24 protein-coding genes are annotated in these 22,596 nt (G+C 57.5%); 7 read left to right on the forward strand and 17 right to left on the reverse strand.

Annotated features, from left to right (window positions below; translation table 11 throughout):
* Positions 1 to 2: 2 nt before the first annotated feature.
* The 9 genes from ACR0KG_RS00285 to ACR0KG_RS00325 all read right to left on the reverse strand — a co-directional run bounded on the left by ACR0KG_RS00285 (position 3) and on the right by ACR0KG_RS00325 (position 10,723).
* Positions 3 to 1,193 carry a vWA domain-containing protein gene (locus tag ACR0KG_RS00285; protein ID WP_480827315.1) on the reverse strand — a complete coding sequence of 397 codons (1,191 nt, stop codon included), beginning with the start codon at positions 1,191 to 1,193 and terminating at the stop codon, positions 3 to 5.
* Positions 1,193 to 2,059 (reverse strand): AAA family ATPase, encoded by an 867-nt coding sequence (locus ACR0KG_RS00290; protein ID WP_480826143.1) that lies wholly within the window; start codon positions 2,057 to 2,059, stop codon positions 1,193 to 1,195. Before ACR0KG_RS00290 ends, ACR0KG_RS00285 begins: the two co-directional genes overlap by 1 nt.
* Before the next feature lie 100 nt (positions 2,060 to 2,159).
* The gene (locus ACR0KG_RS00295) at positions 2,160 to 4,577 is read right to left on the reverse strand and encodes an aerobic carbon-monoxide dehydrogenase large subunit (RefSeq protein WP_480550369.1); all 2,418 of its coding nucleotides are present in this window, start codon (positions 4,575 to 4,577) and stop codon (positions 2,160 to 2,162) included.
* A complete protein-coding gene (locus ACR0KG_RS00300; protein WP_480545266.1) occupies positions 4,574 to 5,068 on the reverse strand; it encodes a (2Fe-2S)-binding protein in 495 nt (164 codons plus the stop codon). The genes ACR0KG_RS00295 and ACR0KG_RS00300 overlap by 4 nt, the downstream gene beginning before the upstream one ends.
* A 12-nt stretch (positions 5,069 to 5,080) precedes the next feature.
* Positions 5,081 to 5,914 (reverse strand): FAD binding domain-containing protein, encoded by an 834-nt coding sequence (locus tag ACR0KG_RS00305; RefSeq protein ID WP_480545265.1) that lies wholly within the window; start codon positions 5,912 to 5,914, stop codon positions 5,081 to 5,083.
* 139 nt (positions 5,915 to 6,053) lie between these two features.
* On the reverse strand, positions 6,054 to 7,151 hold the full coding sequence (locus ACR0KG_RS00310) for an MHYT domain-containing protein (RefSeq protein WP_480826144.1): 1,098 nt from the start codon (positions 7,149 to 7,151) through the stop codon (positions 6,054 to 6,056).
* 82 nt (positions 7,152 to 7,233) lie between these two features.
* Positions 7,234 to 8,721, reverse strand: a complete 1,488-nt coding sequence (locus tag ACR0KG_RS00315) for a heme biosynthesis HemY N-terminal domain-containing protein (RefSeq protein WP_480826145.1) — start codon at positions 8,719 to 8,721, stop codon at positions 7,234 to 7,236.
* 10 nt (positions 8,722 to 8,731) lie between these two features.
* On the reverse strand, positions 8,732 to 9,988 hold the full coding sequence (locus tag ACR0KG_RS00320; RefSeq protein ID WP_480826146.1) for a COG4223 family protein: 1,257 nt from the start codon (positions 9,986 to 9,988) through the stop codon (positions 8,732 to 8,734).
* Between the two features lie 54 nt (positions 9,989 to 10,042).
* Complete coding sequence (locus ACR0KG_RS00325; protein WP_480826147.1) at positions 10,043 to 10,723, reverse strand: uroporphyrinogen-III synthase; 681 nt, start codon at positions 10,721 to 10,723, stop codon at positions 10,043 to 10,045.
* 130 nt (positions 10,724 to 10,853) lie between these two features.
* Here ACR0KG_RS00325 and tsaD point away from each other — a divergent pair, with 130 nt between their 5' ends.
* Genes tsaD through ACR0KG_RS00345 form a run of 4 tightly spaced genes read left to right on the forward strand, consistent with a single transcriptional unit; the run spans position 10,854 to position 13,603 of the window.
* Positions 10,854 to 11,951, forward strand: a complete 1,098-nt coding sequence (gene tsaD, locus ACR0KG_RS00330; protein ID WP_480827316.1) for a tRNA (adenosine(37)-N6)-threonylcarbamoyltransferase complex transferase subunit TsaD — start codon at positions 10,854 to 10,856, stop codon at positions 11,949 to 11,951.
* A complete protein-coding gene (locus ACR0KG_RS00335) occupies positions 11,948 to 12,910 on the forward strand; it encodes an NAD(P)H-dependent glycerol-3-phosphate dehydrogenase (protein ID WP_480826148.1) in 963 nt (320 codons plus the stop codon). The genes tsaD and ACR0KG_RS00335 overlap by 4 nt, the downstream gene beginning before the upstream one ends.
* Before the next feature lies 1 nt (position 12,911).
* Positions 12,912 to 13,181 (forward strand): YciI family protein, encoded by a 270-nt coding sequence (locus ACR0KG_RS00340; protein WP_480826149.1) that lies wholly within the window; start codon positions 12,912 to 12,914, stop codon positions 13,179 to 13,181.
* Positions 13,181 to 13,603, forward strand: coding sequence for an EVE domain-containing protein (locus ACR0KG_RS00345; RefSeq protein WP_480826150.1), 423 nt, complete (start codon positions 13,181 to 13,183; stop codon positions 13,601 to 13,603). The genes ACR0KG_RS00340 and ACR0KG_RS00345 overlap by 1 nt, the downstream gene beginning before the upstream one ends.
* A 228-nt stretch (positions 13,604 to 13,831) precedes the next feature.
* Here the strand turns inward: ACR0KG_RS00345 and ACR0KG_RS00350 are convergent, their stop codons facing one another.
* Both ACR0KG_RS00350 and ACR0KG_RS00355 read right to left on the reverse strand, forming a co-directional pair.
* Positions 13,832 to 14,173 carry a DUF2853 family protein gene (locus tag ACR0KG_RS00350; RefSeq protein WP_170534337.1) on the reverse strand — a complete coding sequence of 114 codons (342 nt, stop codon included), beginning with the start codon at positions 14,171 to 14,173 and terminating at the stop codon, positions 13,832 to 13,834.
* 66 nt (positions 14,174 to 14,239) lie between these two features.
* Positions 14,240 to 14,572, reverse strand: coding sequence for a hypothetical protein (locus ACR0KG_RS00355; RefSeq protein ID WP_480826151.1), 333 nt, complete (start codon positions 14,570 to 14,572; stop codon positions 14,240 to 14,242).
* A gap of 150 nt (positions 14,573 to 14,722) precedes the next feature.
* Here ACR0KG_RS00355 and ACR0KG_RS00360 point away from each other — a divergent pair, with 150 nt between their 5' ends.
* A complete protein-coding gene (locus ACR0KG_RS00360; RefSeq protein WP_480826152.1) occupies positions 14,723 to 14,917 on the forward strand; it encodes a hypothetical protein in 195 nt (64 codons plus the stop codon).
* 26 nt (positions 14,918 to 14,943) lie between these two features.
* On the opposite strand, the gene ACR0KG_RS00365 is transcribed toward ACR0KG_RS00360, so the two are convergent.
* The 3 genes from ACR0KG_RS00365 to ACR0KG_RS00375 form a co-directional block, all read right to left on the reverse strand.
* A complete protein-coding gene (locus tag ACR0KG_RS00365; protein WP_480826153.1) occupies positions 14,944 to 15,693 on the reverse strand; it encodes an extensin-like domain-containing protein in 750 nt (249 codons plus the stop codon).
* Positions 15,694 to 15,706: 13 nt separating this feature from the next.
* Positions 15,707 to 17,095 (reverse strand): adenosylhomocysteinase, encoded by a 1,389-nt coding sequence (gene ahcY / locus ACR0KG_RS00370; RefSeq protein WP_480543739.1) that lies wholly within the window; start codon positions 17,093 to 17,095, stop codon positions 15,707 to 15,709.
* Between the two features lie 103 nt (positions 17,096 to 17,198).
* Entirely contained in the window at positions 17,199 to 17,513 is a 315-nt protein-coding gene (locus tag ACR0KG_RS00375; protein WP_480500812.1) for a hypothetical protein, read from the reverse strand.
* Between the two features lie 207 nt (positions 17,514 to 17,720).
* Here ACR0KG_RS00375 and ACR0KG_RS00380 point away from each other — a divergent pair, with 207 nt between their 5' ends.
* Positions 17,721 to 18,314, forward strand: coding sequence for an HD domain-containing protein (locus ACR0KG_RS00380; protein WP_480826154.1), 594 nt, complete (start codon positions 17,721 to 17,723; stop codon positions 18,312 to 18,314).
* Between the two features lie 14 nt (positions 18,315 to 18,328).
* On the opposite strand, the gene ACR0KG_RS00385 is transcribed toward ACR0KG_RS00380, so the two are convergent.
* From ACR0KG_RS00385 to ACR0KG_RS00395, 3 genes are all read right to left on the reverse strand, one after another.
* On the reverse strand, positions 18,329 to 19,555 hold the full coding sequence (locus tag ACR0KG_RS00385) for a CapA family protein (protein ID WP_480826155.1): 1,227 nt from the start codon (positions 19,553 to 19,555) through the stop codon (positions 18,329 to 18,331).
* 230 nt (positions 19,556 to 19,785) lie between these two features.
* Positions 19,786 to 20,340 (reverse strand): ActR/PrrA/RegA family redox response regulator transcription factor, encoded by a 555-nt coding sequence (locus ACR0KG_RS00390; RefSeq protein ID WP_480550394.1) that lies wholly within the window; start codon positions 20,338 to 20,340, stop codon positions 19,786 to 19,788.
* An 83-nt stretch (positions 20,341 to 20,423) separates the two neighbouring features.
* Positions 20,424 to 21,047: an SCO family protein gene (locus ACR0KG_RS00395; RefSeq protein ID WP_480826156.1), complete on the reverse strand. Its 624-nt coding sequence runs from the start codon at positions 21,045 to 21,047 to the stop codon at positions 20,424 to 20,426.
* A 90-nt stretch (positions 21,048 to 21,137) separates the two neighbouring features.
* Here ACR0KG_RS00395 and regB point away from each other — a divergent pair, with 90 nt between their 5' ends.
* Complete coding sequence (regB, locus tag ACR0KG_RS00400; protein WP_480550398.1) at positions 21,138 to 22,535, forward strand: sensor histidine kinase RegB; 1,398 nt, start codon at positions 21,138 to 21,140, stop codon at positions 22,533 to 22,535.
* Positions 22,536 to 22,596 lie beyond the last annotated feature (61 nt).

A 22,596-nucleotide genomic window follows, 5' to 3' on the forward strand; every position in this document is an offset into this window, starting at 1 on the left:
TTTCAAAGCTTCCGGAACTCGGGTTCAAGTGCCGCCAAAGCATCGAGCGTATTGGCGGGTAGATGCGCATCCAGATGGGGTTCTGCCGCCTGCATGGCAGTCGCGATAGGCTGATAGTCTTTCCATCCTTTGAGAGGGTTCAGCCAAACAATGCGCCGCGCTTTGCGTCGGATACGCACAAGGGCATGGCCCAGCGCCTCGGAATCTCGGCTGCAATAGCCATCCGACAGGATCAGCACGATCGTCCGCCCATTTAGGGCACGCGCGCCATACCCGTTCAGAAAGGTTTCGAGGCTGCCAGAGATATCGGTGCCGCCACCAAATCCCTCGGCCATAAGCGATAACCGCCCAGCGGCCCGCAGCGTGTCATGATCCCGCAAAGCGTCGGTGACTCGCATCAGCCGTGTGTGAAACAGATACGCGTCGGCTTCAGTCCCGCTGCCGATTAGGCCTTTTAGAAAGGCAAGGAACACGCGAGAGTACACGGTCATCGAACCGCTCACATCACACAACGCAACGATCCGCATCGGGCGCGGTGGCCGGGCGCGGCGATACAGGTCCAATGGCTCTCCACCCCGCGCAAGGCTTGCCCGCTGAATACGTCGCATGTCTAGCGCAGGTCCTTTCAGCGCTTGTTTTCGCCTGCGAGATCGTCGATCCCGCATAGCACGCGCAAGCGTCAAAGCAGCCGTTTCCGCCTGTTTTAGACTCTCCTCATCCATCAATTCACGAAGATCGCGGCGGGATAGGTTTGTCGTCTGGGTTGCAATCAGCTGCCCATCGATCCCTTCAGCCTCACCCGCGCCCGTTTCCGGTACAGCAGCTTCTGCATCCGCTTCAGCCTGAGGCTCTTCTGCCCCTGTGTTTTGGCTTTGCCAGATCATGGGCTTCGCCGATTGTACCCTGACATGTGTGGTTTTGGACAAACCCGAGCGCTGTTTGCCGGCGTTGAACCAGTAGGCGTCAAACAGGTCGTCGAACCGAAGCCAATCTTCTGCATCTCCCGCCAAAAGTGCGCACAAAGCCTGACGTGCCTGTTCGGAATCTGTTGCCTCAACGGCGGACAAAGCTGCGATCGCATCACCAGTTTCCCGCGGCCCCACATGAAGGCCGTTCATGCGCAGATGTGCAATGAAGCCCGACATTCGGTCTGCAAGCCCTGCGGCGCGCGAGGGGAACCGAGTGACTTGCATCACGCCACCTTCCCAATCAGCCGGTCCATCACCTCTGGCGGGGCAGCATCATAGTCAGCAGCTGTCTTGAGCAAACACACCAATGTTGCCTGCACCTCATCCCGGGATTTCGCCAGATCATTGACCCCAAGACCGGACAAGGCCGCCGCCCAATCCAGCATCTCGGCAATACCTGGTGTTTTTTCCAGTTCTTCTTTGCGCAACGCTTGCACGACCCCGATGATCTGCCGTGCCAGGATCCCTTCGATCTCTGGCATTCGTGCGCGCAGGATCGCCATTTCAGTTTCCTTCGACGGGTAGCTGAGGAAACTGTACAAACACCGTCTTCGCAACGCGTCAGACAAGTCTCGCGTTCCGTTGGCCGTCAAGATCACGGTTGGCCGTGATCGGGCTGTAATGGTCCCTAACTCCGGAATCGTGATCTGAAAATCCGACAGTATCTCCAGCAGATACGCCTCAAACTCCTCGTCCGCCCGATCAATCTCATCAATCAACAAGACCGGCGGCGTTTCTTCAGATATAGCCTCTAACAAGGGTCTTTTGAGCAGGTATGCATCCGAAAACAGCTCTGCCTCACCCACCCCACCTTTTGCTTCACTCGCTCGGATAGCTAAAAGTTGACGCTGATAGTTCCACTCATAGATGGCGTGGCTCGCATCCAACCCTTCATAGCATTGCAAGCGGATCAAACGCGCCGCACGCCACGCAGCCATTGCCTTAGCCACCTCGGTCTTCCCGACGCCAGCAGGACCTTCCAGCAACAAAGGCCGTCCCAAGGCTTGCGCCAGATGCAGCGCCATCGCCAACCGATCATCGGCGACGTAGCCCTGCGCGGCCAACCCGTTCTGCACATCCACTAAAGTCAAAACCAGGATCCATTCTTCATCTGGCTAAAAATATCCCGGGGGTCCAAGGGGGCAGAGCCCCCTTGCCTCGGTCGGATCGGTCAAGCCGATCCGAACCCAATCACCCGTGCATCCCCAACCCGTTGGCAATCTTCCAGATCCGCCAATGGTCATGTGGCATATGGCTCTGGACAAGGCCAAAAGGCCGGAAGGCATCATGAACCGCGTTCGAAAACGCGGGTACACCGCCAACATTCGGGCTTTCTCCCACACCCTTTGCACCAATGGGATGGTGCGGAGAGGGCGTGACAGTATGATCGGTCGTATAGTTCGGTGTCTCCCACGCGGTCGGCAGGAAAAAGTCCATTAACGTACCGGTCTTCACATTACCCATCTCATCATAGGCAATTTCCTGCCCCATCGCGATGGCCAGCGCTTCGGTCACACCACCATGAACCTGCCCCTCGATGATCATCGGGTTGATCCGGGTGCCGCAATCATCCAGCGCATAGAACTGCCGAACGTCCCATTCGCCGGTATCCACGTCGATCTCCATGACACAGATATATGCCCCGAACGGATAGGTCATGTTCGGCGGGTCGTAATAGCTGACAGCTTCTAGGCCAGGTTCAAGCCCTGGGATAGCCTGATTATAGGCAGCGAAGGCGATTTCTTTCATCGTCTTGAACCGCTCGGGCGCACCTTTCACAGCGAACCGATCCACATCCCATTCGACATCATCGTCATGGACCTCAAGCAGATAAGCCGCGATCATCTGCGCCTTGGCGCGAATTTTGCGGGCAGCCATGGCCGTTGCCGCACCCGCCACAGGCGTTGACCGGGACCCATATGTCCCCAGCCCGTAAGGCGCTGTGTCGGTGTCGCCTTCCTCCAGCGTGATGTCATCGGCGGGCAGACCGATCTCACTGGCGATGATCTGAGCAAAAGTCGTGGCATGGCCCTGACCCTGAGAGATCGTCCCCAACCGCGCGATGGCTGAACCCGTAGGGTGGATGCGGATTTCGCAGCTATCGAACATGCCAAGCCCGAGGATGTCACAGTTCTTCACCGGTCCAGCCCCGACAATTTCGGTGAAATGCGTCAGACCAATACCCAGCAGTTTGCGGGTCTTTCCGGCCTTGAAATCCTCAACCCGCTGCGCCTGTTCCGCCCGCAAACCATCATAGTCCACGGCTTTTAGCGCCTTGTCCCAAGCGGTGTGATAATCGCCCGAGTCATACTCCCAGCCCAGCGCGGACTGATACGGGAACTGATCGGCCTTGATAAAGTTGATCCGGCGTAGTTCAGCCGCGTCCATGTTCAGCTTGATGGCCAAAACCTCGATCATGCGTTCGATGAAATACGCCGCCTCGGTCACACGGAACGAACAGCGATAGGCCACCCCGCCCGGAGCCTTATTTGTATAGACCCCATCCACAGCCAGATAGGCAGTCGGGATGTCATAGGACCCGGTGCAGATATTCATGAACCCAGCCGGGAATTTAGTCGGGTCCGCACAGGCGTCAAAGCCACCATGATCCGCCGTCGTATGACACCATAGGCCGGTGATTTTACCGTCTTTAGTGGCGGCGATCTTGCCCTGCATCCAGTAGTCGCGGGCAAACGCGGTGGACATCAGGTTCTCCATCCGGTTTTCGACCCATTTCACTGGCTGGCCGGTGACAATGGAGGCCACGACCGAGCAGACATAGCCCGCGTAAGCGCCCACCTTGTTGCCAAATCCACCGCCAATATCGGGGCTGATCACGCGAATGTTGTGCTCGGCCAGACCAGAAATCAGCGACACGACGGTGCGGATCGCGTGCGGAGCCTGGAAGGTACCGTATAGCGTCAGCTTGCCGGTCACTTTGTCCATTGAGGCAACACAACCGCAGGTCTCCAGCGGACAAGGATGGGTGCGGTGGTAGTAAACCATTTCTTCGGCGACCACATCGGCCTCACCAAGAACGGCCTCAGTCGCGTCTTTGTCGCCCTGTTCCCAGGTGAATATATGATTGTGATGCTTGCGCGGCCCATGGGCACCCTCGGTCTGACCTTCCAGGTCTTCACGTAGGACCACATCTGATTTCAACGCCTCGAACGGGTCGGTCAGGACGGGTAGTTCTTCGTACTCAACCTCGACCAGCTCTGCCGCATCTGCTGCGATATACCGGTTTTCAGCAACGACATAGGCAACCTCCTGGCCCTGGAACAGCACTTTGCCATCTGCCAGAACCATCTGCTTGTCACCCGCCAGTGTCGGCATCCAATGCAGGCCCAAAGGCGCGAGATCTTCGGCGGTCAACACGGCAACAACACCAGGCACGGCCAGTGCGGCCTCTTTGTTCACACTGACTACGCGGGCGTGAGCATAGGGCGAGCGGACGAATGCGCCGAACAGCATCCCGTCCAGCTTGATGTCATCGACATAGTTGCCCTTGCCTTGAGTAAAGCGCACATCCTCGACGCGCTTACGGGCGCAGCCCATGCCTTTGAGGTTGGCGGCGCGTTCTTCGGGGGTCAGGGTCTGGTCGTTCATTCCGCAGCCTCCTTCTGTGCATTGAGCAAATCAGCCGAGGCTGAGATCGCCTTGACGATGTTCTGATAGCCGGTGCAGCGGCAGAGGTTACCGGCCATGCCAAAACGGATATCCTCTTCGGTCGGGTTCGGGTTTTCCTGCAGTAACCTATGCGCACGGGTGATCATGCCCGGCGTGCAGAAACCGCATTGCAGCCCGTGATGTTCGCGGAACATCTCCTGCAATACGCCTAGGCTGCCATCGTCATTGGTGAGGCCTTCGACGGTGGTGACATCGGCCCCGTTCACTTGCGCCACAAAGGTAGTGCAGGATTTGACGGATTTGCCATCGATATCCACGGTGCAGGCCCCGCAATGGCTGGTTTCGCAACCGATATGAGGGCCGGTGATTTTCAAATCTTCCCGCAAGAAGTGGATCAGCAGCGTGCGCGGCTCGGCCAGTCCTTCGACCTCTTTGCCGTTCACAGTGAGTTTTACGTGCATTTTCGACATGGTTTCCTCCCTTCAACCCGCGCGATTCTGCGCACGGTCGATGGCGCGGCGCAGCATCACGGCGGCCACATGTTTCTTGAATTCGACGGGGCCGCGGTTGTCGGCCACCGGGTCGATCGCATCGAGCATTGCCGTAACGCAGCCATTTACATCGCCATCGGCCAACGCATTGCTTGCGCTTTCTGACCAGATGGGCGTATCGGCCAGATTGGTCATTGCGACCGAGGCTGTGCCATTGCCAACCATCACCGCTGCAGCCGCAGTCGCATAATCGCCGATCTTGCGCTTTTGCTTCTCGTAGGCCTGACCGACACCCGCACCCGGCACGGGAATGGAGATGCGGGTCAGAATTTCCTCATCTTCGCGCGCTGTGAAATAGGCCGCCTCGTAAAATTCACGCGCAGCGACGTCGCGCGCTCCGTCCGGACCCGATAGATGAAAGGTCGCGTTAAGGCATTGCATCAGACCCGGCATGTCATTGCCCGGATCGCCATTGGCCACATTGCCGCCAACAGTGCCCATGTAACGCACTTGCGGATCAGCGATCTGCAACGCCGCTTCGCGGATCAGAGGGATCGCCGAGGCCAGGCCCTCATGCGTGATCAGCTCATGCTGTGTGACCATGGCACCCAAAGCCACGGTATCGGACCCGACCTCGATACCCTTCAGCTCATCAATCGCCTGAAGATCGATCAGATGGCCCATCTCTGCCATGCGCAGCTTCATCATTGGGATCAGGCTGTGCCCGCCCGCGATCACGCGCGCCTCGTCTCCATGTTCTTGCAGAATGCCAATGGCCGAGGCGATATCGCCTGGCCGGTGATACTCAAAACCGGCTGGTATCATATTTTCCTCCCTGGGTCCGAGCGGTATGCCTTGGGGGACCTGAGGAAAGAAAAGAGGACCCGGCGCTATCGCCGCCAGTGGCGTGAAACAGGGCGCGCCGGATGTTTCACGAATTGCGAATAAGCTGCACGAGTTGCGATCATAGGCCCAGCGCGTCGCGGATTGCCGTCAGTCGAGATCGACTGACCGGAACCTTAGGCAAGGCATCAACACCGTCGAAATAGCAGGTGCCGTTGTCCTTGTGTCGTTCAAAACTCGACACATGTTTCGGGTTCACCAGATAGCTGCGATGCGCCCGCAAGAACCCGTCGGGTTTCAGGCGCGTTTCAGCCTCGGTAATGGACCAGGGACAAAAGAGTTTCTCGCCCCCCATGTAAAGCACCGTATAATGCCCTTCGGCCCGGATTGCTGCCACGCTGCCGGCGTCTGTAAAGAAGGTCTGTCCTTCGCGCTCGAACGGAACACCTGCGCGCAACGCCGTTGGCTGAGGTTCAGGCGCGGGGTCTGGCATCGGAGTTACATCAGCGGGCTGAGGCCCGATGAAGGTGATTCCGGTCAACAGGAAAGCCCCACAAATCAGGAAAACCGAGACGGTCACACCCATCGCCAGCACCTGATTGTTCAGCGCAGGCCCTGCTCCGCCCGTATTGTCGCTGGCAACAAAATCAGTCAGACCAGTGGCCACGAAATGCATCGTGAAGACGGCGAGACCAAAACACACAGTGCCCAGCAAAATGTTGCGCTGGGTACGGTTGTCATAGGCCACCCAGATCGCGAGCACCGACAGAACCACCGAAGCCACGGTCGAAATCGCAATGTCCCAGAAGGTATAGACGGGGCGGCATAGCTCCATCCCGGCCATGCCGACATAATGCATCACCACAATGCCAAGGCCGACGATCACACCTGCCGTCACCATAGTCTGCATCGTGCGAGGTCGGAAATGCAGTAGCAGCAACGCAAGTCCCACCATCAGGATCGCCACAAGGGCTGAGATCAATGTGATCAACGCGTCATAATAAAACAGGATCGGCAGTTGCAGGCCCAGCATCGCAACAAAATGCATCGACCAAATACCGCCGCCCAAAATAACCGCGGCCAGCGCGACCACGAATTTGCGCTTTTGATCATCCAGTTTCGATGCGCCATGCGTCAGGTACAGCCCGGTAAACCCGGCCATCAACGCCACAGCCAGTGACGCAGCCACCAGCCAGGGGTTATGCGAATAGTCCAACATTCAGATTTGGGTGCCCTCCCCGACACGAGGGCGACGTTAGCAAACGGAATTGGCTGGGACAATCATCTGCCCACCAGGAGTGTCAGGCCTGTTTCTCGACCTTCTCGTCGACCGTTTCGACATCCAATTCGATCACATCCGCTGTTTCTGCTTCGCCAGCGTTGGTCTCGTCCTCGTTCTCAGAGTTTTCTTCCAGCGCGCCGACGATCAGCGGCAACATGTGAACACCGGTTGCGCTGGTGATCTCGGGTGTTTGCGGAACCTTCCAACTAAGCGTGTCAAAGCTGCCGCAATTATCACAGACCGGGGTCCACTCCGCCTGAATATGCTGACAATTGTCGCAGACCCATTGCGGCCCTCGTGGTGCGGTCAGGGCCTTTGCAAGCCAGCCCTGTACCACGGAGTCCGAAGCACCTTCGCCCCGTTCAATCGCCGCCATCAAAGTGTAGCCACGCGCATCCGCCTGCTGTTTAACCACGTCCCCCAGCGCGCGGCGCGCCTCGGGGAAGTCTTCGGCAACGATGTTCAACTCGGCCAGGATCAGGCGGGTTTCAGGATGTTCAGGATGAATGCGGGTCAACGCCGCAAAGCGTTTGATCCGGTCCTGAGCAGACTCATCCGGAGCGATCTCGGCAAACGCATGGGCGAGGTCTGGATGCGGCTGAGCCTCCCAGGCTTTTTTGATGATCTTCGTCGCAGCACGGGGTTTACCCTTTTCGATATAGGCCCGCGCGGCCATTGCAGCGGCAGGCACCAGATCGGGCGACATACGATTGGCCTCGATCGCGCGTTCCTGCTGTTCCACACTGGCGTCTTCGTTCAGGATATCCTTGGCCTCGGACAGGGCCAGAACCGCATCGCGCCGCTTAAACACATCGCGCGGCAGATACCCGGCCTTGAGCTTTGAGTTCAAAGTGGACCGCGCACCAGCCCAATCCTGCGCCTTGGTCTGAAGGTTCAACAATACGTCCTGCGTTTCCTCGTGGCGCGGTTTGATCGCCAGGGCTTTCTCAGCCAGCTTCCGCGCGGTGTCCTGATCCCCTTCGGCCAGCTTCTGCTTCATGATGCCCCGCACGCCAACAAACCGGGTCGCGCTGTTGGTCACCAGTTTCTTGTAGGTCTCGGACGCTTTCTTGGTGTCGCCGGTCATTTCAGCCGCTTGGGCAACCAGCAGGTTGGTCAGCTCCGGCTTGTTCAGCAATCTCTCGGCCTTGTTCGCCTTGGTCATCGCCACGCGCCCCTCGCCCGAAGCCAACGCCATCAGACCGTCAGACAGCGCCTGATAGCCGCGCTGTTCGCGGCTGCGGTCGAAATAACGCGACAAGGCGGTTTCATCGCCGTTGAGGAATTTCAGTGTCGCAATCAGAAGGCTGAGCAGTTTGAAGAACAGCCACACCGCAAAAACCAGCACGCCCAGCGCGATGACCGATTGCAGCGGGCCCAGCGTATATTCAGTTCCCGCGACGGTGATCTGCACGCCTCCGCTGGTCTGCATCAAGAACTGGGCACCTAGGGCTAACAGTCCGATAATCGCAACGAATACAAGGATTTTAAACAATGACCACAGCATGGCAGGTCCCTCAGTTCGAATTCAGGCTGGACGCGAGCGTATTCGCGGCCTCTACGGCAGAGACCCGCGTCTGTGCCGCCTGCTCCCACTCGGCCACTGCGGTCTGCGCCGCTTCGGGCAGTGATTTCAATTCCGTCAACGCCCCGTTCAGATCGCCCGAGGCCAGGGCGGCTTGCGCACGCGACAGAATGGCATCCGGGTCGTCCCCATCCTGAGGCGTCACCGACCGCGCACCGGTCTGGCGCTGCAGGAAGGCGACGAAGCCTGTGCCTTTATCCGCGCCCCGGGCATCGGCCAACGCTGTTCGCGCAACCGGATCAAAAGACGCCCGCAATGACGAAAGTGTTTCAACACCGCTTTCTGCCGGGCCAGCCAAGGCATCCGGAATATCCACACCACCTGCTTTCAGTTCAGTCACAAGGTCTTGATACGGCTCGCCCGCCTGCATCTGACCACGCAGGCGCGACAGGATCGCGGCATTGGTCGCCGCGCGCGCCTCAGCCGAGGCTTTGGCCTCAAGCGCTTGCGCATCTGCAACCATCTTTTCAACCTCAGCCCGCTGCGCTGCCAATGAGTCTTGCAGTTTTGACAGTTCCGCCTCAAACGCAGCCGTTGCTTCGGGCGAGGCGTTTGAGGTGACCGGGTTCGCTTCGAGCGTATTCAACCGATCCGATAACGGTCCGACTTGTGCACTCAGCGCTTCAACGCTGGATTTCACTGCGCCCAAGTCGGTTTCGACCGGGCTTAGCTTGTCAGATAAGGCTTTGATTTGATCCGTAAGACCCGAGGTTTCAGACGTCTGGGCAAGTTTCGCAATCTGATCGGATTGATCTGCCAATTTGGCCTCCAACGCTGCAATGGCCTGGGCAGGGTCGGCGTCGCCCGACGGGATCAGGTCGGCACGTCCCGCGATAAAGCCGATTGCTGCGGCGACGATGCCTCCGATCAGTGCGGGCATAAACCCGCCCCGCTTTTCAACAACGCGTTCGTCAGTTTTTTCCGGCGCAGAATGCGTTTCCTCCGCCGGCGCTTCGGCTTCGGCTTCGGCTTCGGCTTCGGCTTCGGCTTCGGCTTCGGCTTCGGCTTCGGCTTCGGCTTCGGCTTCGGCTTCGGCTTCGGCTTCGGAAGTCAGGTCTTCGCCAGGGGCGTCTTGGTCAAGCGGTACATCATCCAAAGGCTCAGCCATTTCGATAACACCTTCGTCCACCAGATCGTCCGATTTCGGGGTTTCCGCCGGTTTCTGATCGGTTTTCTTTTTGCCCGCCACCGTCACATTCCCCTTATCGATTCTAAGATCACCAGAACTACAGACTGGTCCAAGTTAATCTGCACCCGGCTCGCCCTCAACCCGCATCGCGTGTTTCACAAGCTTTTTAACGGCTTTACGCATATGCTTGGGTGTAGGTTCTTTGGCGATCTTCAATCGCTGAAACCCCAAGGTTTTAAGGGGCTCCGCGGTCGCCTCGCTGATTGCAGCCAGCCACAAAGGGGCTGTTCCGGCCCAAATATCGGCAAATTGTCGCGCGGTCCGGGGCGAAAACAAGGGCGCGATGACTGGCCTTTCACCGGTTGAGGCTGCTGCGGCCTCATCGTTCAGCGGCAACAAACGCTGTTGATAAACGGGTTGCTCTCGGGTGGTCAGGCCCAGTGCCGTCAACCGATCAGCCACGTTGCCCCGGCTGTGTTCCCCGCGCAAATGCAACAACGGGCTATCGGGACGGGTGCGCAACAGCGTCGCCACCAGCTCCTCTGCAGTGGCCCCCATCATCTGCGCCTGCCATCCGGCACCCTTTGCGGTGCCGGTGGTTGTAGGGCCCACGCAGAAGGCCGGTAGATCGCGCCTGACCCCCAAGGAGGCCGCCGCGTTCACCGCATTCGCCGAGGAAAAAATCAATCCCTGGATATCTTCGGTCTGCACCTGAACCGGCAGGGGTTTGATTTCAAGAATAGGGGAATAAATGACCTCGACCCGTGATCTGGTGCGGGTTGGCAGCTGCGCCACAAACCTCTCCGAGGCAGCACGCGGGCGGGTCATCAACAAATACAACGATCTGCGCCTTTGGCCATGGGATTGTTTGCATCCGCGCAGGGTGATACCCCGCATGCCAATCATGATGCAACGGAACGGGCCAATGGTGCAAACACTAACCATCCTTGGGTTAGAAAGCAGCTGTGATGACACAGCCGCAGCCGTGGTGCGGCAAACTGACGGTACACCGGCTGAAATCCTGTCGTCGGTTGTGCATGGTCAAACCGATTTGCACAGCGCGTATGGCGGTGTCGTGCCCGAGATTGCGGCGCGCGCTCATGCTGAGAAGCTGGATATCTGCGTGATGCAGGCTCTGGAAGCCGCTGGTTTGAGCCTGAGCAACATGGACGCCATCGCAGTGACCGCCGGGCCGGGTCTGATCGGCGGTGTCATGTCGGGCGTGATGTGCGCCAAAGGGATCAGCGCCGCGACCGGGCTGCCTTTGATCGGCGTCAACCATCTGGCAGGTCACGCCCTGACACCGCGCCTGACCGATGGAATCGCGTTTCCCTATCTGATGCTGCTCGTCTCGGGCGGTCACTGCCAATACCTGATTGCCCATGGTTCCGATACCTTCACCCGCCTTGGCGGCACAATCGATGACGCGCCGGGCGAGGCCTTTGACAAAACCGCCCGTTTGCTGGGCTTGCCCCAACCCGGCGGGCCTTCGGTTGAGGCCGAGGCTCGGTCAGGCGATCCCAAGCGGTTCCGGTTTCCCCGTCCGTTGCTGGATCGACCCGGCTGCGATCTGTCCTTCTCCGGTTTGAAAACAGCCCTGATGCGCATGCGGGATCAAATCGTAGCCGAAAACGGCGGGCTGACCCGCCAGGACCGCGCCGACCTTTGCGCCGGATTTCAACAAGCGGTCGTAGACACGCTGGCTGAAAAAACACGCCGCGCCATTGGCCTGTATCTTGAACAAACCCCCGCAGAGCCGGTGATCGCTGTGGCGGGCGGGGTTGCTGCAAACTCGGGCATTCGCGCCGCATTAGAGTCTGTTTCCAATGAAATGGGTGCTAGGTTCACTGCACCCCCTTTGGCCCTTTGCACCGACAACGCAGCCATGATTGCCTATGCCGGATTGGAACGCTTTCGCGCCGGTGCGCGAGACGGTCTGGACCTGACGGCCCGCCCGCGCTGGCCTCTGGATCAAACCAGCCCGGCCATGTTGGGCAGCGGCAAGAAAGGGGCCAAGGCATGAGTGTTTCTGTTCTGGGTTCCGGCGCATTTGGAACCGCCTTGGCCATATCGCTGGCGGGTAATGGGCCAGTGATCTTGTGGTCCCGCGATGCGGTGCAGGCGAGAGTGATGCAAGAAACGGCCGAAAACGCGCAGCGCCTGCCTGGCGTGGCTTTGCCGCCCGAGATCAACGTGACAGCCCAAATCGATCAGGCGTGCCAGTCTGACTTGCTGCTGGTCTCGGTGCCCATGCAACAGCTGCGTATGGCCTTGGAGCAGCATAAATCTGCCTTGGCAGGCAAAACCTTGGTCGCCTGCTGCAAAGGGATTGAACTGTCCACCGGCCTTGGCCCCGTGGCGGTGATCCGCGAAACCGTCCCGGACGCGCAACCTGCGCTCCTAACCGGGCCCAGCTTTGCAGATGACATCGCACGCGGTCTGCCGACTGCGCTGACCCTGGCCTGCGCCGAAGCGGCTTTGGGCAAAGACCTGCAGGCGAGACTAACCACCGCCAACCTGCGCCTTTATCGCACAACCGATACCACCGGCGCCGAACTGGGCGGTGCGTTGAAAAACGTTATGGCGATTGGATGCGGGGCCGCCATCGGCGCGGGTTTGGGTGACAGCGCACGGGCTGCCCTGATTACGCGCGGCTTTGCCGAAATGCAGCGTTTTACCACCCAGCGCGGTGCGCAGGCAGAGACCTTGATGGGCTTGTCCGGGCTGGGGGATCTGGTCCTGACCTGCTCGTCTGATCTGTCCCGAAACTATCGTTTTGGACAAAGTTTGGGTCTAGATCGGCCTTTTGACACAGGCACCACAGTCGAAGGTGTCGCTACTGCACGCGCTGTGGCGAAGATTGCCAAAGCCGAAGGGCTGGAGATGCCCATTAGCACAACGGTGGCAGAACTCAGCGACGGTGCCTACAGTGTGGCACAAGCGATTCAGTCATTGCTGGGTCGACCCCTGAAGGAGGAATAGAATGCTCATCGCCCTGATCGCCAAAGACAAAGACGGCGCCTTGCAAACGCGGTTGGACAATCGATCAGCCCATCTGGCCTATATCGAGGAAACAGGCGTCGTCTCACAGGCCGGTCCCCTTTTGGACGGAGACGCCATGATTGGATCACTGATCATTCTGGATGTCGAAGACGTCGCCGCCGGGCAGGCTTGGGCGAACAATGACCCCTATGCCAAAGCCGGGCTGTTTGCTTCGGTCGAGTTGATCCCCTGGAAACGGGTGATTGGCTGATGGCATATTGGCTGTTCAAATCGGAACCTTCGACCTGGAGTTGGGATCAGCAAGTCGCCAAGGGCGACGCAGGCGAAGAATGGGATGGCGTGCGTAACTATCAGGCCCGGAATTTCATGCGGCAGATGGCCATCGGCGATCGCGGCTTTTTCTATCACTCACAAAAAGACAAAGCGATTGTCGGGATTGTCGAGGTCTGCGCCGAGGCCCATCCAGACAGCACCACCGATGACGCGCGCTGGGAATGCGTAGACATCAAAGCTGTGCGCCCGTTTTCGCAGGCGGTTACATTAGATCAGATCAAAGCTGATGAGCGATTGGCAGAGATGGTGTTGGTACGAAACTCGCGCCTGTCCGTTCAACCCGTCAGCGATGCCGAATGGGATTTGATCTGCGCATTGGGGAATACGCAGGCCGATTAGGAACAAATAAAAGGGAAGGCCCTGAACGATGCAGAACCTTCCCTACCCCACGTGCTCCCTACTCACCACACGCATCTGGAAATATCTGGTTCTGACCGTCCTGGTCACTGAACTATCTATAGACCGGTCAAGACCCCGGTTTCAAACGGCAAGTCCTTAAACTCTGTCTCAAATGCAAAACGCCCGCCATGAGGACAGGCGGGCGCTTGTATCTTTGGCTGGATCGGATCAGCCGTAAACGGATTCTTTTCCGAAATGCTTGGTCAGCATGTAATACACGACAGCGCGGTATTTGTTACGCTCGGACATGCCATAGGTTTCCAGGGCTTTGTTGATCGCTTCCATCAGTTCCGGACCATCGGACAGGCCCAGCTTTTTGATCAGGAAGTTGTTTTTGACAGTCTCAATTTCACCGTCCTGGCTGGCGGCAACAGTCGATGCATCCGCATCATAAATCGCAGGGCCACAACCGATTGTGACCTTGGTCAGCAGGTCCATATCCGGATCCATGCCACATTTGTTCTTTAGGTCATCGGCATATTTGGCGATCAAGTCGTCGCGTTTTCCCATTAAACAGTCTCCCTATCAGCAGTCCTGGCTGCGGTTACTCAAATCCTTGAAACAGGTGCGGGAAGGTTAATCACAAGTGTTTTCAACACAAAGGGAAAAATTCCAAGCTTTCCCCCTAAGCGGAGGCGCGCCTTCGCGAAGCGTTTCGAAACGCCCAATCCGCCAATTCAGAATAAGCCCGAACTTTGCGCCCCTGCGTGCTGCTGCCTGCATGAACGAAATCGGCGCAGCAGGGGATTTTAGTAGCCCAGGCAGCACCTCGACCAACGCGCCCTTACTACTCCCAGTCTCTAACCCTGCCTCTCGCAGGTCCGACAAAACCGGCTCGATCCGATCCAGAAAGATCAGCCCCTCGTTGGTCAACTGAACCCAGCGGCTGCGCAGCTGAGCCGATACCACCGGTTTTTTGCGACCAAGACGAAGGCCAACAGATCATTCACATAATACACTCGAATTTCCTTGCGCTGGTTGCAGAGTGCAGACAGTTATCGAAGAAAATCGAATGACATCTGCTCTACCATGATCGGCGGAGGTCACTATGAAATTACTTTGCGCAGCAGTCTGCGCAATGTCTCTGGTAACTCCGGCCCTGACCCGACAGGTGTTCAATCGGAGCGGATGGCGATGTATGCCACAGTCAACAAGCTGCATCACTCACCCGTCCTGAACGCGGACGAGGATGCTTGGCAAGGCATTTATGAGATTGTTCGGTTCAAGGCGTTAGCTGACGCTGATCGGCTCTGACACTGCGACAACTGCATGGTCCCGAGCTATCGGCAAAACCCCCAGCCGGGGCCTTGCAGATGAAAATGATCCGCATGTAGGCGATTGTACTCTGGGCCCAGAACCACACGGAACCAATCACAGGCCCCCTGCCCGATCTGTCTTAGAAACGCGGCCTCTGGCCCCGCAGCACTCCAATCTGACAACAGCGAAAGCGTCCGCCCATCGGCCAGTTCGACCCCTACGATATCAATCGAGTCGGCGGTGGCGTGGCTGCTCCATCGGCTGGATTGACCTTGCGCAGTGCGCATACGGCGGCAATTGTAGCTGCCAGCGTGGCGCAGCCTTTGTACACCCGTCCCCAGGAAATCACGCGCGGCAGGCTGCACGACATGGTATTCCCACATCGCCAATCGCAGGGTTGTCCGGCAACTGGTCTCGACCGCGTCAATTCGCGAGGTCACCAGTTGTAACAACAGCCCTCGCCCGGTGATCCCGCAGTTCTGATCGATGACCAGATCCTCCATCTCCTCAAAACGGGCACCCGCATTCGACAGCGCGGACCTGCACTGCATCTCATTCGCAAGGGCGCGATTCAACTGGAATTTAGTAACCGGTGTGACCGGCGCCTTTATAGTGAGATCACGCAAAGGGTTCCAATATGATGGCACCGGCGTTTCTGGATGCACCAACAGGGCCCAACCCCCGCCACCCAGAAGGATTGCGATGACAGCTATTCTAAAAACGAAAGACGCCGCCAGATATAGGTATCGGCGGCGTCCAGAATTCTGTGTCATCGTCAGAGGACAATCAGTAGCGGTAGTGTTCCGGCTTGTACGGGCCTTCCGGCTTCACGCCGATATAAGCCGCTTGCTCATTGTCCATCTTGGTCAGCTTGACGCCGATGCGATCCAGGTGCAGCCGCGCAACTTTCTCGTCCAGATGCTTGGGCAGAATATAGACGTCGTTTTCATACTCATCACCCTTGGTGAACAGTTCGATCTGCGCCAAAACCTGGTTGGTGAAGGAGGCCGACATCACAAACGAAGGGTGCCCGGTGGCGTTGCCGAGATTCAGCAGACGACCTTCGGACAGCAGGATGATACGGTTGCCCGAGGGCATCTCGATCATGTCCACCTGTTCCTTGATGTTGGTCCATTTGTGGTTCTTCAGGCTGGCCACCTGAATTTCGTTGTCGAAGTGACCAATGTTGCCAACGATGGCCATGTCTTTCATCGCGCGCATATGCTCGATGCGGATCACATCCTTGTTGCCGGTTGTGGTGATGAACACATCTGCGGTTTCAACTTCATCTTCCAGCAGAGTTACTTCGTAACCGTCCATCGCCGCTTGCAGGGCGCAGATCGGGTCAACTTCGGTGACCTTCACGCGGGCACCTGCGCCCGACAGTGAAGCGGCAGAGCCTTTGCCCACGTCACCATATCCGCAAACCACGGCAACCTTGCCAGCCAGCATGGTGTCAGTGGCGCGACGAATACCGTCGACCAGCGATTCCTTGCAGCCGTATTTATTGTCGAATTTCGACTTGGTAACCGAGTCGTTCACGTTGATCGCCGGGAACGGCAGATGACCCTCTTTCACCAGCTGATACAGGCGATTCACACCAGTGGTGGTTTCCTCAGACACGCCCTGGATCTGGTCGCGCATCTTGGTGAACCAGCCGGGTGAGGCCGCCATACGTTTGGCGATCTGTTTCTTGATCACCTCTTCCTCTTCCGAGCCGGGAACAGGAATGATGTCTTCACCCGCCTCAGCGCGTGCGCCCAGCAGGATGTACAGCGTCGCGTCGCCGCCATCGTCCAGGATCATGTTGGGGCCGTCTTCGAACAGGAAGGATTTGTCCAGATAATCCCAATGCTCTTCCAGCGTCTGGCCTTTGATGGCGAAGACAGGAATGCCCGCCTCGGCAATCGCCGCCGCCGCGTGATCCTGGGTTGAGAAGATGTTGCACGACGCCCAGCGCACATCCGCGCCCAGCGCCACCAGCGTTTCGATCAGAACGGCGGTCTGGATGGTCATATGCAGCGAACCAACGATGCGTGCACCTGACAGAGGCTTGCTTTCACCGTATTCCGCACGCAGGGCCATCAGGCCCGGCATTTCGGTTTCGGCGATATCCAGTTCCTTGCGGCCAAACCCGGCCAGCGAAATGTCTTTAACGATATAGTCCCCGGCCATCTGGCGCTCCATTTTTCCGGTCAATCACACTTGGCTGCCCCTAACATCCCTTGGGGCAGGTGGCAATGTGGATGTCCGAAAACGGAGTGTTACGCCAGTTTTATCAGCTTGGCGTGCCGTCAACTTTGACTTTCGGGATCGCTTCGAAAAAATCGGTGCCAACGGCGACAATACAGGAAATGCCGTTCGCCTGGGTCACCAAAACGGTGTAACTGCCCGTTTCCTTTGAGGTCCAGACCTCCATGACCGACTGCGCGCCGCGTGTTTTCTGCAAACCACCAAAGGCCAGCTCTTCCGAGTAGCTTTTCTGCAGCTTGGCAATCACATGCGCGCGCTCTGCACAGGTTTGGGCAAAGGCGGGCGGGGCTGTAGCGGCCATGCCAAAGGTCAGGGTAAGGGCGAATAAACGCTTAAACATAGCAAACTCCTTTCGTTTCGCGTTTCGCTGTGTGAGAGGAGCGCACCGGGAGAAGCGTGCGCCCCCCTCGGTTTTTATGTCGGGATCGCATCGTTTCATTTCAAAGCACGAATGCTCAAGAAAACGTTGGCAGCTGGTGATCCTGACAGGTACATCATAGCAGAAAATCGTGATTTTAATGTGTCCCACTTCACAAGGCATGGCAGAATGGCAACACAACCACGCGCTTGGCAAAGGATGCTATCGGGTCGCAGGCTGGACCTGCTGGACCCGACCCCTGTGGATATCGAGATTGAGGATATCGCCCATGGTCTGGCCTTTGTGGCGCGCTGGAATGGGCAGACAAACGGCGATTTTGCCTATTCCGTGGCCGAGCATTCATTGCTGGTAGAAGAAATCTATGGCCGGATCGCACCCAATGCCCCGGTGAAATGGCAGCTGGCCGCGCTGCTGCACGATGCGCCGGAATATGTGATCGGTGACATGATCTCGCCCGTCAAATCCGCCGTCGGCCCGGGCTATGGCGCGCTGGATGATCGCCTGATGGCAGCGATCCACATCCGGTTCGGGCTACCTGCCGAGGTGCCGAAGGCGGTGAAACGGCAGATCAAGAAGGCCGACAAGATCAGCGCCTGGATGGAGGCAACCCAGATCGCAGGGTTTTCCGAAACTGAGGCGACGAAGTTCTTCGGGAGGCCGGATAAGGCCATTATGGACGGTTTAAAGATCACACTGCGCCCCCCGGTTGAGGTGCGACTGGCTTACACCCGGCGGCATCAACAGCTGCTGGGCAATCTTTGAACGCTGCTTTCAAACTAATCCGCCTGCTGTTCAACCTTCTGAATGATGCGTCCTTCAGACTCGTGGGCCGACCATCGGACAGGCGTGGCGGTCACGCTTTTGATCATCGTTTTACCTTCGGATTTTTGAACTTCCGCCTGCAATATCACGCTGCTTGCGATATCTTCATGGGCAAATCCCCAAAGCAAGCTACCCAGCGAATAGGCGATAGGCACCGTTTTGTCGGCGTCAGATTCTAGCCGATAAAGCTGAACCGGCTGGGGCACATGCGGGTGGTGGCATACGATGATATCTGCGCCAAATTCAGCCAATTCTTCAGCTGCTTTCTGCTGTGCACGGCGTGGAAACAGCTCGAATTCGTGACCCCAATGAAGGATCGCAATGACCAAATCGCATTCGGCGGCCTTTGCATTCGATATCTGCGTCTTCAGAAGCTCGATATCCGGCGGCTGGTGCTTTGAGGTCAGCTTGGCCAGATTGACATTGTACCCATGTCCGTCGGGCAGCGTTTGACCGTTGGTTCCAAACGCGCAGGACGCAAAACCGATCTTGATTCCATTCCGTTCAATCACATTGACTGCGCCGGGATCAGCCGGGGCTTTGCTTATCCCAGTCGCCATGATGTTTCGTTTGGCCAGTGTGGCCAATGTCGTTTCGACGCCTTCGACGCCCATGTCGAAGATATGATTATTTGCCAGATTCAAGACGTCTATCGCCCGCCCCTTATGGCTGGTCAATGCATCGAACTGATCCTCTGACGCACATTCAACAGGAGGGCCCGCATCGCCGATTACTTCATCCACCAGAGGTTGGGTTGTAACAGGCGATTCATAGTTGGCGATGACGATATCGTTTTTGAACAAAAGGTCTTCGATCTGTGCATAAACCTGATCCTGCGCGGGCTCAGCCCGATGCGTGCGCAGGATATCCCCGGCAAAACTCAGCGTGAGTGTGTCAACACTTTCACCCTCCGCTCGCGGCGCAAGCTGAGCATGCTTTGCTTGCATGAATTCGGACGTTTGTAGACCGGGTTCGGGCAACTGCACCGGGTTTTTGCTTTTGTAGACCCAATAGAGATTGTCCAACAAATTCATCTCCGAGACTTCGCCCGCCGCGCCTTTACGCGGGCGCGCCCAGAACCCAAATGTTTCTGCGGATTTTGTCACCAGCACGACAATCCCGTTCAAAACGGGATTGGAAATTTTCAGCGCCTCATACGGCGTGTTGGGCAATAGGGACACTGGGGCTTCTCACTTATCGTTTCCAAACCTTGGTGCGCATGCAGATCACCAACATGCACAGGTCCTCGCGGTAGCATAAATAGGGTTAACAAAACGATACTCAGAATAATATGACGCTGTAAATCCGCTGCACGCCCAGACCAAAAAACGCGACCAAAACGGTCGCGCGGATTATTTTAACCGGTTGGCAGGGCAGGTCGACCAGACACCAGCCTGGCCATGCGAACCCGTCAGCGCGGACTGCGTTTGGCCAAAATGCGCTGCAACGTCCGACGATGCATGTTCAAACGCCGCGCGGTTTCTGACACGTTGCGATCACACAGCTCGTAAACACGCTGGATATGTTCCCAACGTACGCGATCCGCGCTCATTGGGTTTTCTGGCGGCGGTGGCATCTCATCACCTTTGGCCAATAGGGCATTTGTGATGTCTGTGGCATCCGCTGGTTTCGACAAATAATCCGTCGCCCCGATCTTGACCGCAGCAACCGCGGTGGCAATCGCGCCATACCCGGTCAGAACCACAACCCGGCTGTCAGGGCGTTTTTCACGCAGCACTTCGACCACGTCCAGTCCATTGCCATCCTCAAGCCTGAGATCGACAACCGCATAGGCGGGCGGACGGGCGGTGGAGATGGCGCGACCAGCGGCAACGGAACCGGCGGTTTCAACCTCGAACCCGCGTTTTTCCATGGCCTTTGCCAGACGCCTTAGAAATGGCTCATCATCATCCACCAGAAGCAAGGTTTTGTCCGGGCCGATATCAAGCTGAGAAGGGTCTGCCATTCTTGGGTCTTTCGGTTATTTCATGCCTTTGGCTTAAACATGAGTAATAGCAGCGCCGCACTAAAGGTCAAACCGGCTTGTCCTCAGGATGCCTGATCGAGAAAGCAACCAATCTTGTCGGCCATTTGTTCGGCCGTGTCGTCGCGTTTGAAAAACTCCAGAAATCCATCCTCGGGTGTGACCAGATAAGTAAAGGTCGAATGGTCAACAAGATAATATTCGTCGCTTTTGTCGTGGGCCTTGTAGTAAGTTTTATAGGCTTGGCTGGCCGCTTTGACCTGTTCGGGTGATCCGGTCAGGGCAATCAACCGCTCGTGCAGGTTGAACGCATAGTCAGCCACCACTTCGGGCGTATCCCGATCCGGGTCAATGGAGATGAAAACGGGCGTCACTGATTGCCCGCGCTCGGCCAGAATATCCACCGCATCGGCATTGCGGGACATGTCAAACGGGCAAACATCGGGGCAGAAGGTGTAGCCAAAATAGACCAGCGTCGGTTCGGTGATCACATCTGTGTCAGTGACCGTCTCGTCCTTGCCATTGACCAGCTCGAACGGTCCGCCAATCGCAGCGGTCCCGCCTGCGATCTGGCTGGACCGGCATTGGGCGTATTTGTCATCCGACCCCGATCCTTGTGTCAAAAGCCACATCGCCCCAAGGCCAACAGCCAGGACAACAGTTGCGAGAATTGCATAGAGGCGAGTCATGACGAATATCCATACGCAAGGGATTGTTGATCGTTTCGGCCGGGACACCTATCAAGATGAACAGCTGATGCAACAGGACATAATCGACCCATGGCAGATTCCAATCAGACGTTTTGGCGCGGCCAGGAGCGCAGCAGCTGGATCCGGCTACGCACACTAATCCTGCTGCGCTGGGTGGCCATCGTGGGTCAAATCACCGCCATCACGGTTGCCCAGCAAACCTATCATGTGCAGCTTGAGCTCGGACTTTGCTATCTGGCCGTTGGAGTTTCGGTCCTCGGCAACCTGACGGCGATCTTCCTGTTTCCGCAGAACAAACGCCTGTCCGAGTTCGAGAATTTCCTGATGGTGCTGTTTGACCTGCTGCAATTGGCGTTTCTGCTATATCTGACCGGCGGCCTGAACAACCCGTTCGCTCTGCTCTTGCTGGGTCCGGTCACAATCTCGGCCAATGTTATGAGCACGCGCTCTACCCTGATCGTGGGCGGTGTCGCCATCATCCTTGCCACCTTACTGGCTGAATTTCACCTGCCCTTGCGCACCGATATCGGGTTCATTCTGCGCATCCCAGATATTCTTCTGTTCGGCAACTGGGCGGCTATCATCATTGCGATCGTCTTCATCGGGGCCTATTCGCATCGTGTCAGTTCCGAAGTGCAATCCATGTCTGAGGCGCTGTCGGCCGCGCATATGGCGCTGGCGCGTGAACAAAAGCTGACTGATCTGGGCGGCGTTGTCGCCGCCGCCGCGCATGAGCTGGGGACGCCGCTGGCGACAATCAAACTGACCAGCTCGGAACTGATCGAAGAGCTTGAGGATCGCCCCGATCTGAAAGATGACGCCGCCCTGATCCGTGAACAGGCTGATCGCTGCCGCGATATTCTGCGTGATATGGGGCGGGCAGGTAAGGACGATTTGCATTTGCGCCAGGCCCCGATCTCGACTGTTATCCACGAGGCCGCGGAACCGCATATTGAACGCGGTAAGCTGGTGCATTTCATCGAAGGCCCAGCGCTGGATGGGGATGTGCAGCAGCCCTCGATCCTGCGTAAGCCCGAAATCATTCACGGGCTGCGCAACCTGATCCAGAACGCGGTGGATTTTTCACGCGCCAATGTCTGGGTCGAGGCGCATTGGACCGCGGATCAGATCACCGTCAGCATTATGGATGATGGGCGTGGATATCCCTCGCACCTGATTGGCCGGATCGGCGATCCGTTCATGCGCCGAAGGCGGGCCGAGTCAGACCAACGCGCGCGCCCCGAATACGAGGGGATGGGGTTGGGCCTGTTTATCGCCAAAACCCTACTGGAACGCAGTGGAGCCGAGCTTGAGTTTGCCAATGGCGCAGACCCCTATCAGCATTTGTCAGATAATCCGGCACATCGGGGGGCTATCGTGCGCGTTTCATGGCCGCGCAAAATGATTGACGCGCAAAAAGGTGACACGCCAGTGCCATCCGGTAGCAACCAGCGCATTCGGGCGTGAGTTAATAGTGCGTTAACCAATCGGAGCAATAGTCTGATCCCAGCACGTAATCTGGCATGGG

Source organism: Ruegeria sp. H4 (genome assembly GCF_056533065.1).

What these genes read in the sequence shown, in the direction of transcription:
- ACR0KG_RS00390 (WP_480550394.1), bottom strand. Translation starts at nt 20,340, where the DNA reads ATGGCAGACCCTTCTCAGCTTGATATCGGCCCGGACAAAACCTTGCTT.
- ACR0KG_RS00345 (WP_480826150.1), top strand. Translation starts at nt 13,181, where the DNA reads ATGGCATATTGGCTGTTCAAATCGGAACCTTCGACCTGGAGTTGGGAT.
- ahcY (WP_480543739.1), bottom strand. Translation starts at nt 17,095, where the DNA reads ATGGCCGGGGACTATATCGTTAAAGACATTTCGCTGGCCGGGTTTGGC.
- ACR0KG_RS00365 (WP_480826153.1), bottom strand. Translation starts at nt 15,693, where the DNA reads ATGACACAGAATTCTGGACGCCGCCGATACCTATATCTGGCGGCGTCT.
- tsaD (WP_480827316.1), top strand. Translation starts at nt 10,854, where the DNA reads ATGGTGCAAACACTAACCATCCTTGGGTTAGAAAGCAGCTGTGATGAC.
- ACR0KG_RS00285 (WP_480827315.1), bottom strand. Translation starts at nt 1,193, where the DNA reads ATGCAAGTCACTCGGTTCCCCTCGCGCGCCGCAGGGCTTGCAGACCGA.
- ACR0KG_RS00350 (WP_170534337.1), bottom strand. Translation starts at nt 14,173, where the DNA reads ATGGGAAAACGCGACGACTTGATCGCCAAATATGCCGATGACCTAAAG.
- ACR0KG_RS00375 (WP_480500812.1), bottom strand. Translation starts at nt 17,513, where the DNA reads ATGTTTAAGCGTTTATTCGCCCTTACCCTGACCTTTGGCATGGCCGCT.
- ACR0KG_RS00315 (WP_480826145.1), bottom strand. Translation starts at nt 8,721, where the DNA reads ATGCTGTGGTCATTGTTTAAAATCCTTGTATTCGTTGCGATTATCGGA.
- ACR0KG_RS00300 (WP_480545266.1), bottom strand. Translation starts at nt 5,068, where the DNA reads ATGTCGAAAATGCACGTAAAACTCACTGTGAACGGCAAAGAGGTCGAA.
- ACR0KG_RS00310 (WP_480826144.1), bottom strand. Translation starts at nt 7,151, where the DNA reads ATGTTGGACTATTCGCATAACCCCTGGCTGGTGGCTGCGTCACTGGCT.
- ACR0KG_RS00305 (WP_480545265.1), bottom strand. Translation starts at nt 5,914, where the DNA reads ATGATACCAGCCGGTTTTGAGTATCACCGGCCAGGCGATATCGCCTCG.
- ACR0KG_RS00335 (WP_480826148.1), top strand. Translation starts at nt 11,948, where the DNA reads ATGAGTGTTTCTGTTCTGGGTTCCGGCGCATTTGGAACCGCCTTGGCC.
- regB (WP_480550398.1), top strand. Translation starts at nt 21,138, where the DNA reads ATGGCAGATTCCAATCAGACGTTTTGGCGCGGCCAGGAGCGCAGCAGC.
- ACR0KG_RS00395 (WP_480826156.1), bottom strand. Translation starts at nt 21,047, where the DNA reads ATGACTCGCCTCTATGCAATTCTCGCAACTGTTGTCCTGGCTGTTGGC.
- ACR0KG_RS00340 (WP_480826149.1), top strand. Translation starts at nt 12,912, where the DNA reads ATGCTCATCGCCCTGATCGCCAAAGACAAAGACGGCGCCTTGCAAACG.
- ACR0KG_RS00380 (WP_480826154.1), top strand. Translation starts at nt 17,721, where the DNA reads ATGGCAACACAACCACGCGCTTGGCAAAGGATGCTATCGGGTCGCAGG.
- ACR0KG_RS00295 (WP_480550369.1), bottom strand. Translation starts at nt 4,577, where the DNA reads ATGAACGACCAGACCCTGACCCCCGAAGAACGCGCCGCCAACCTCAAA.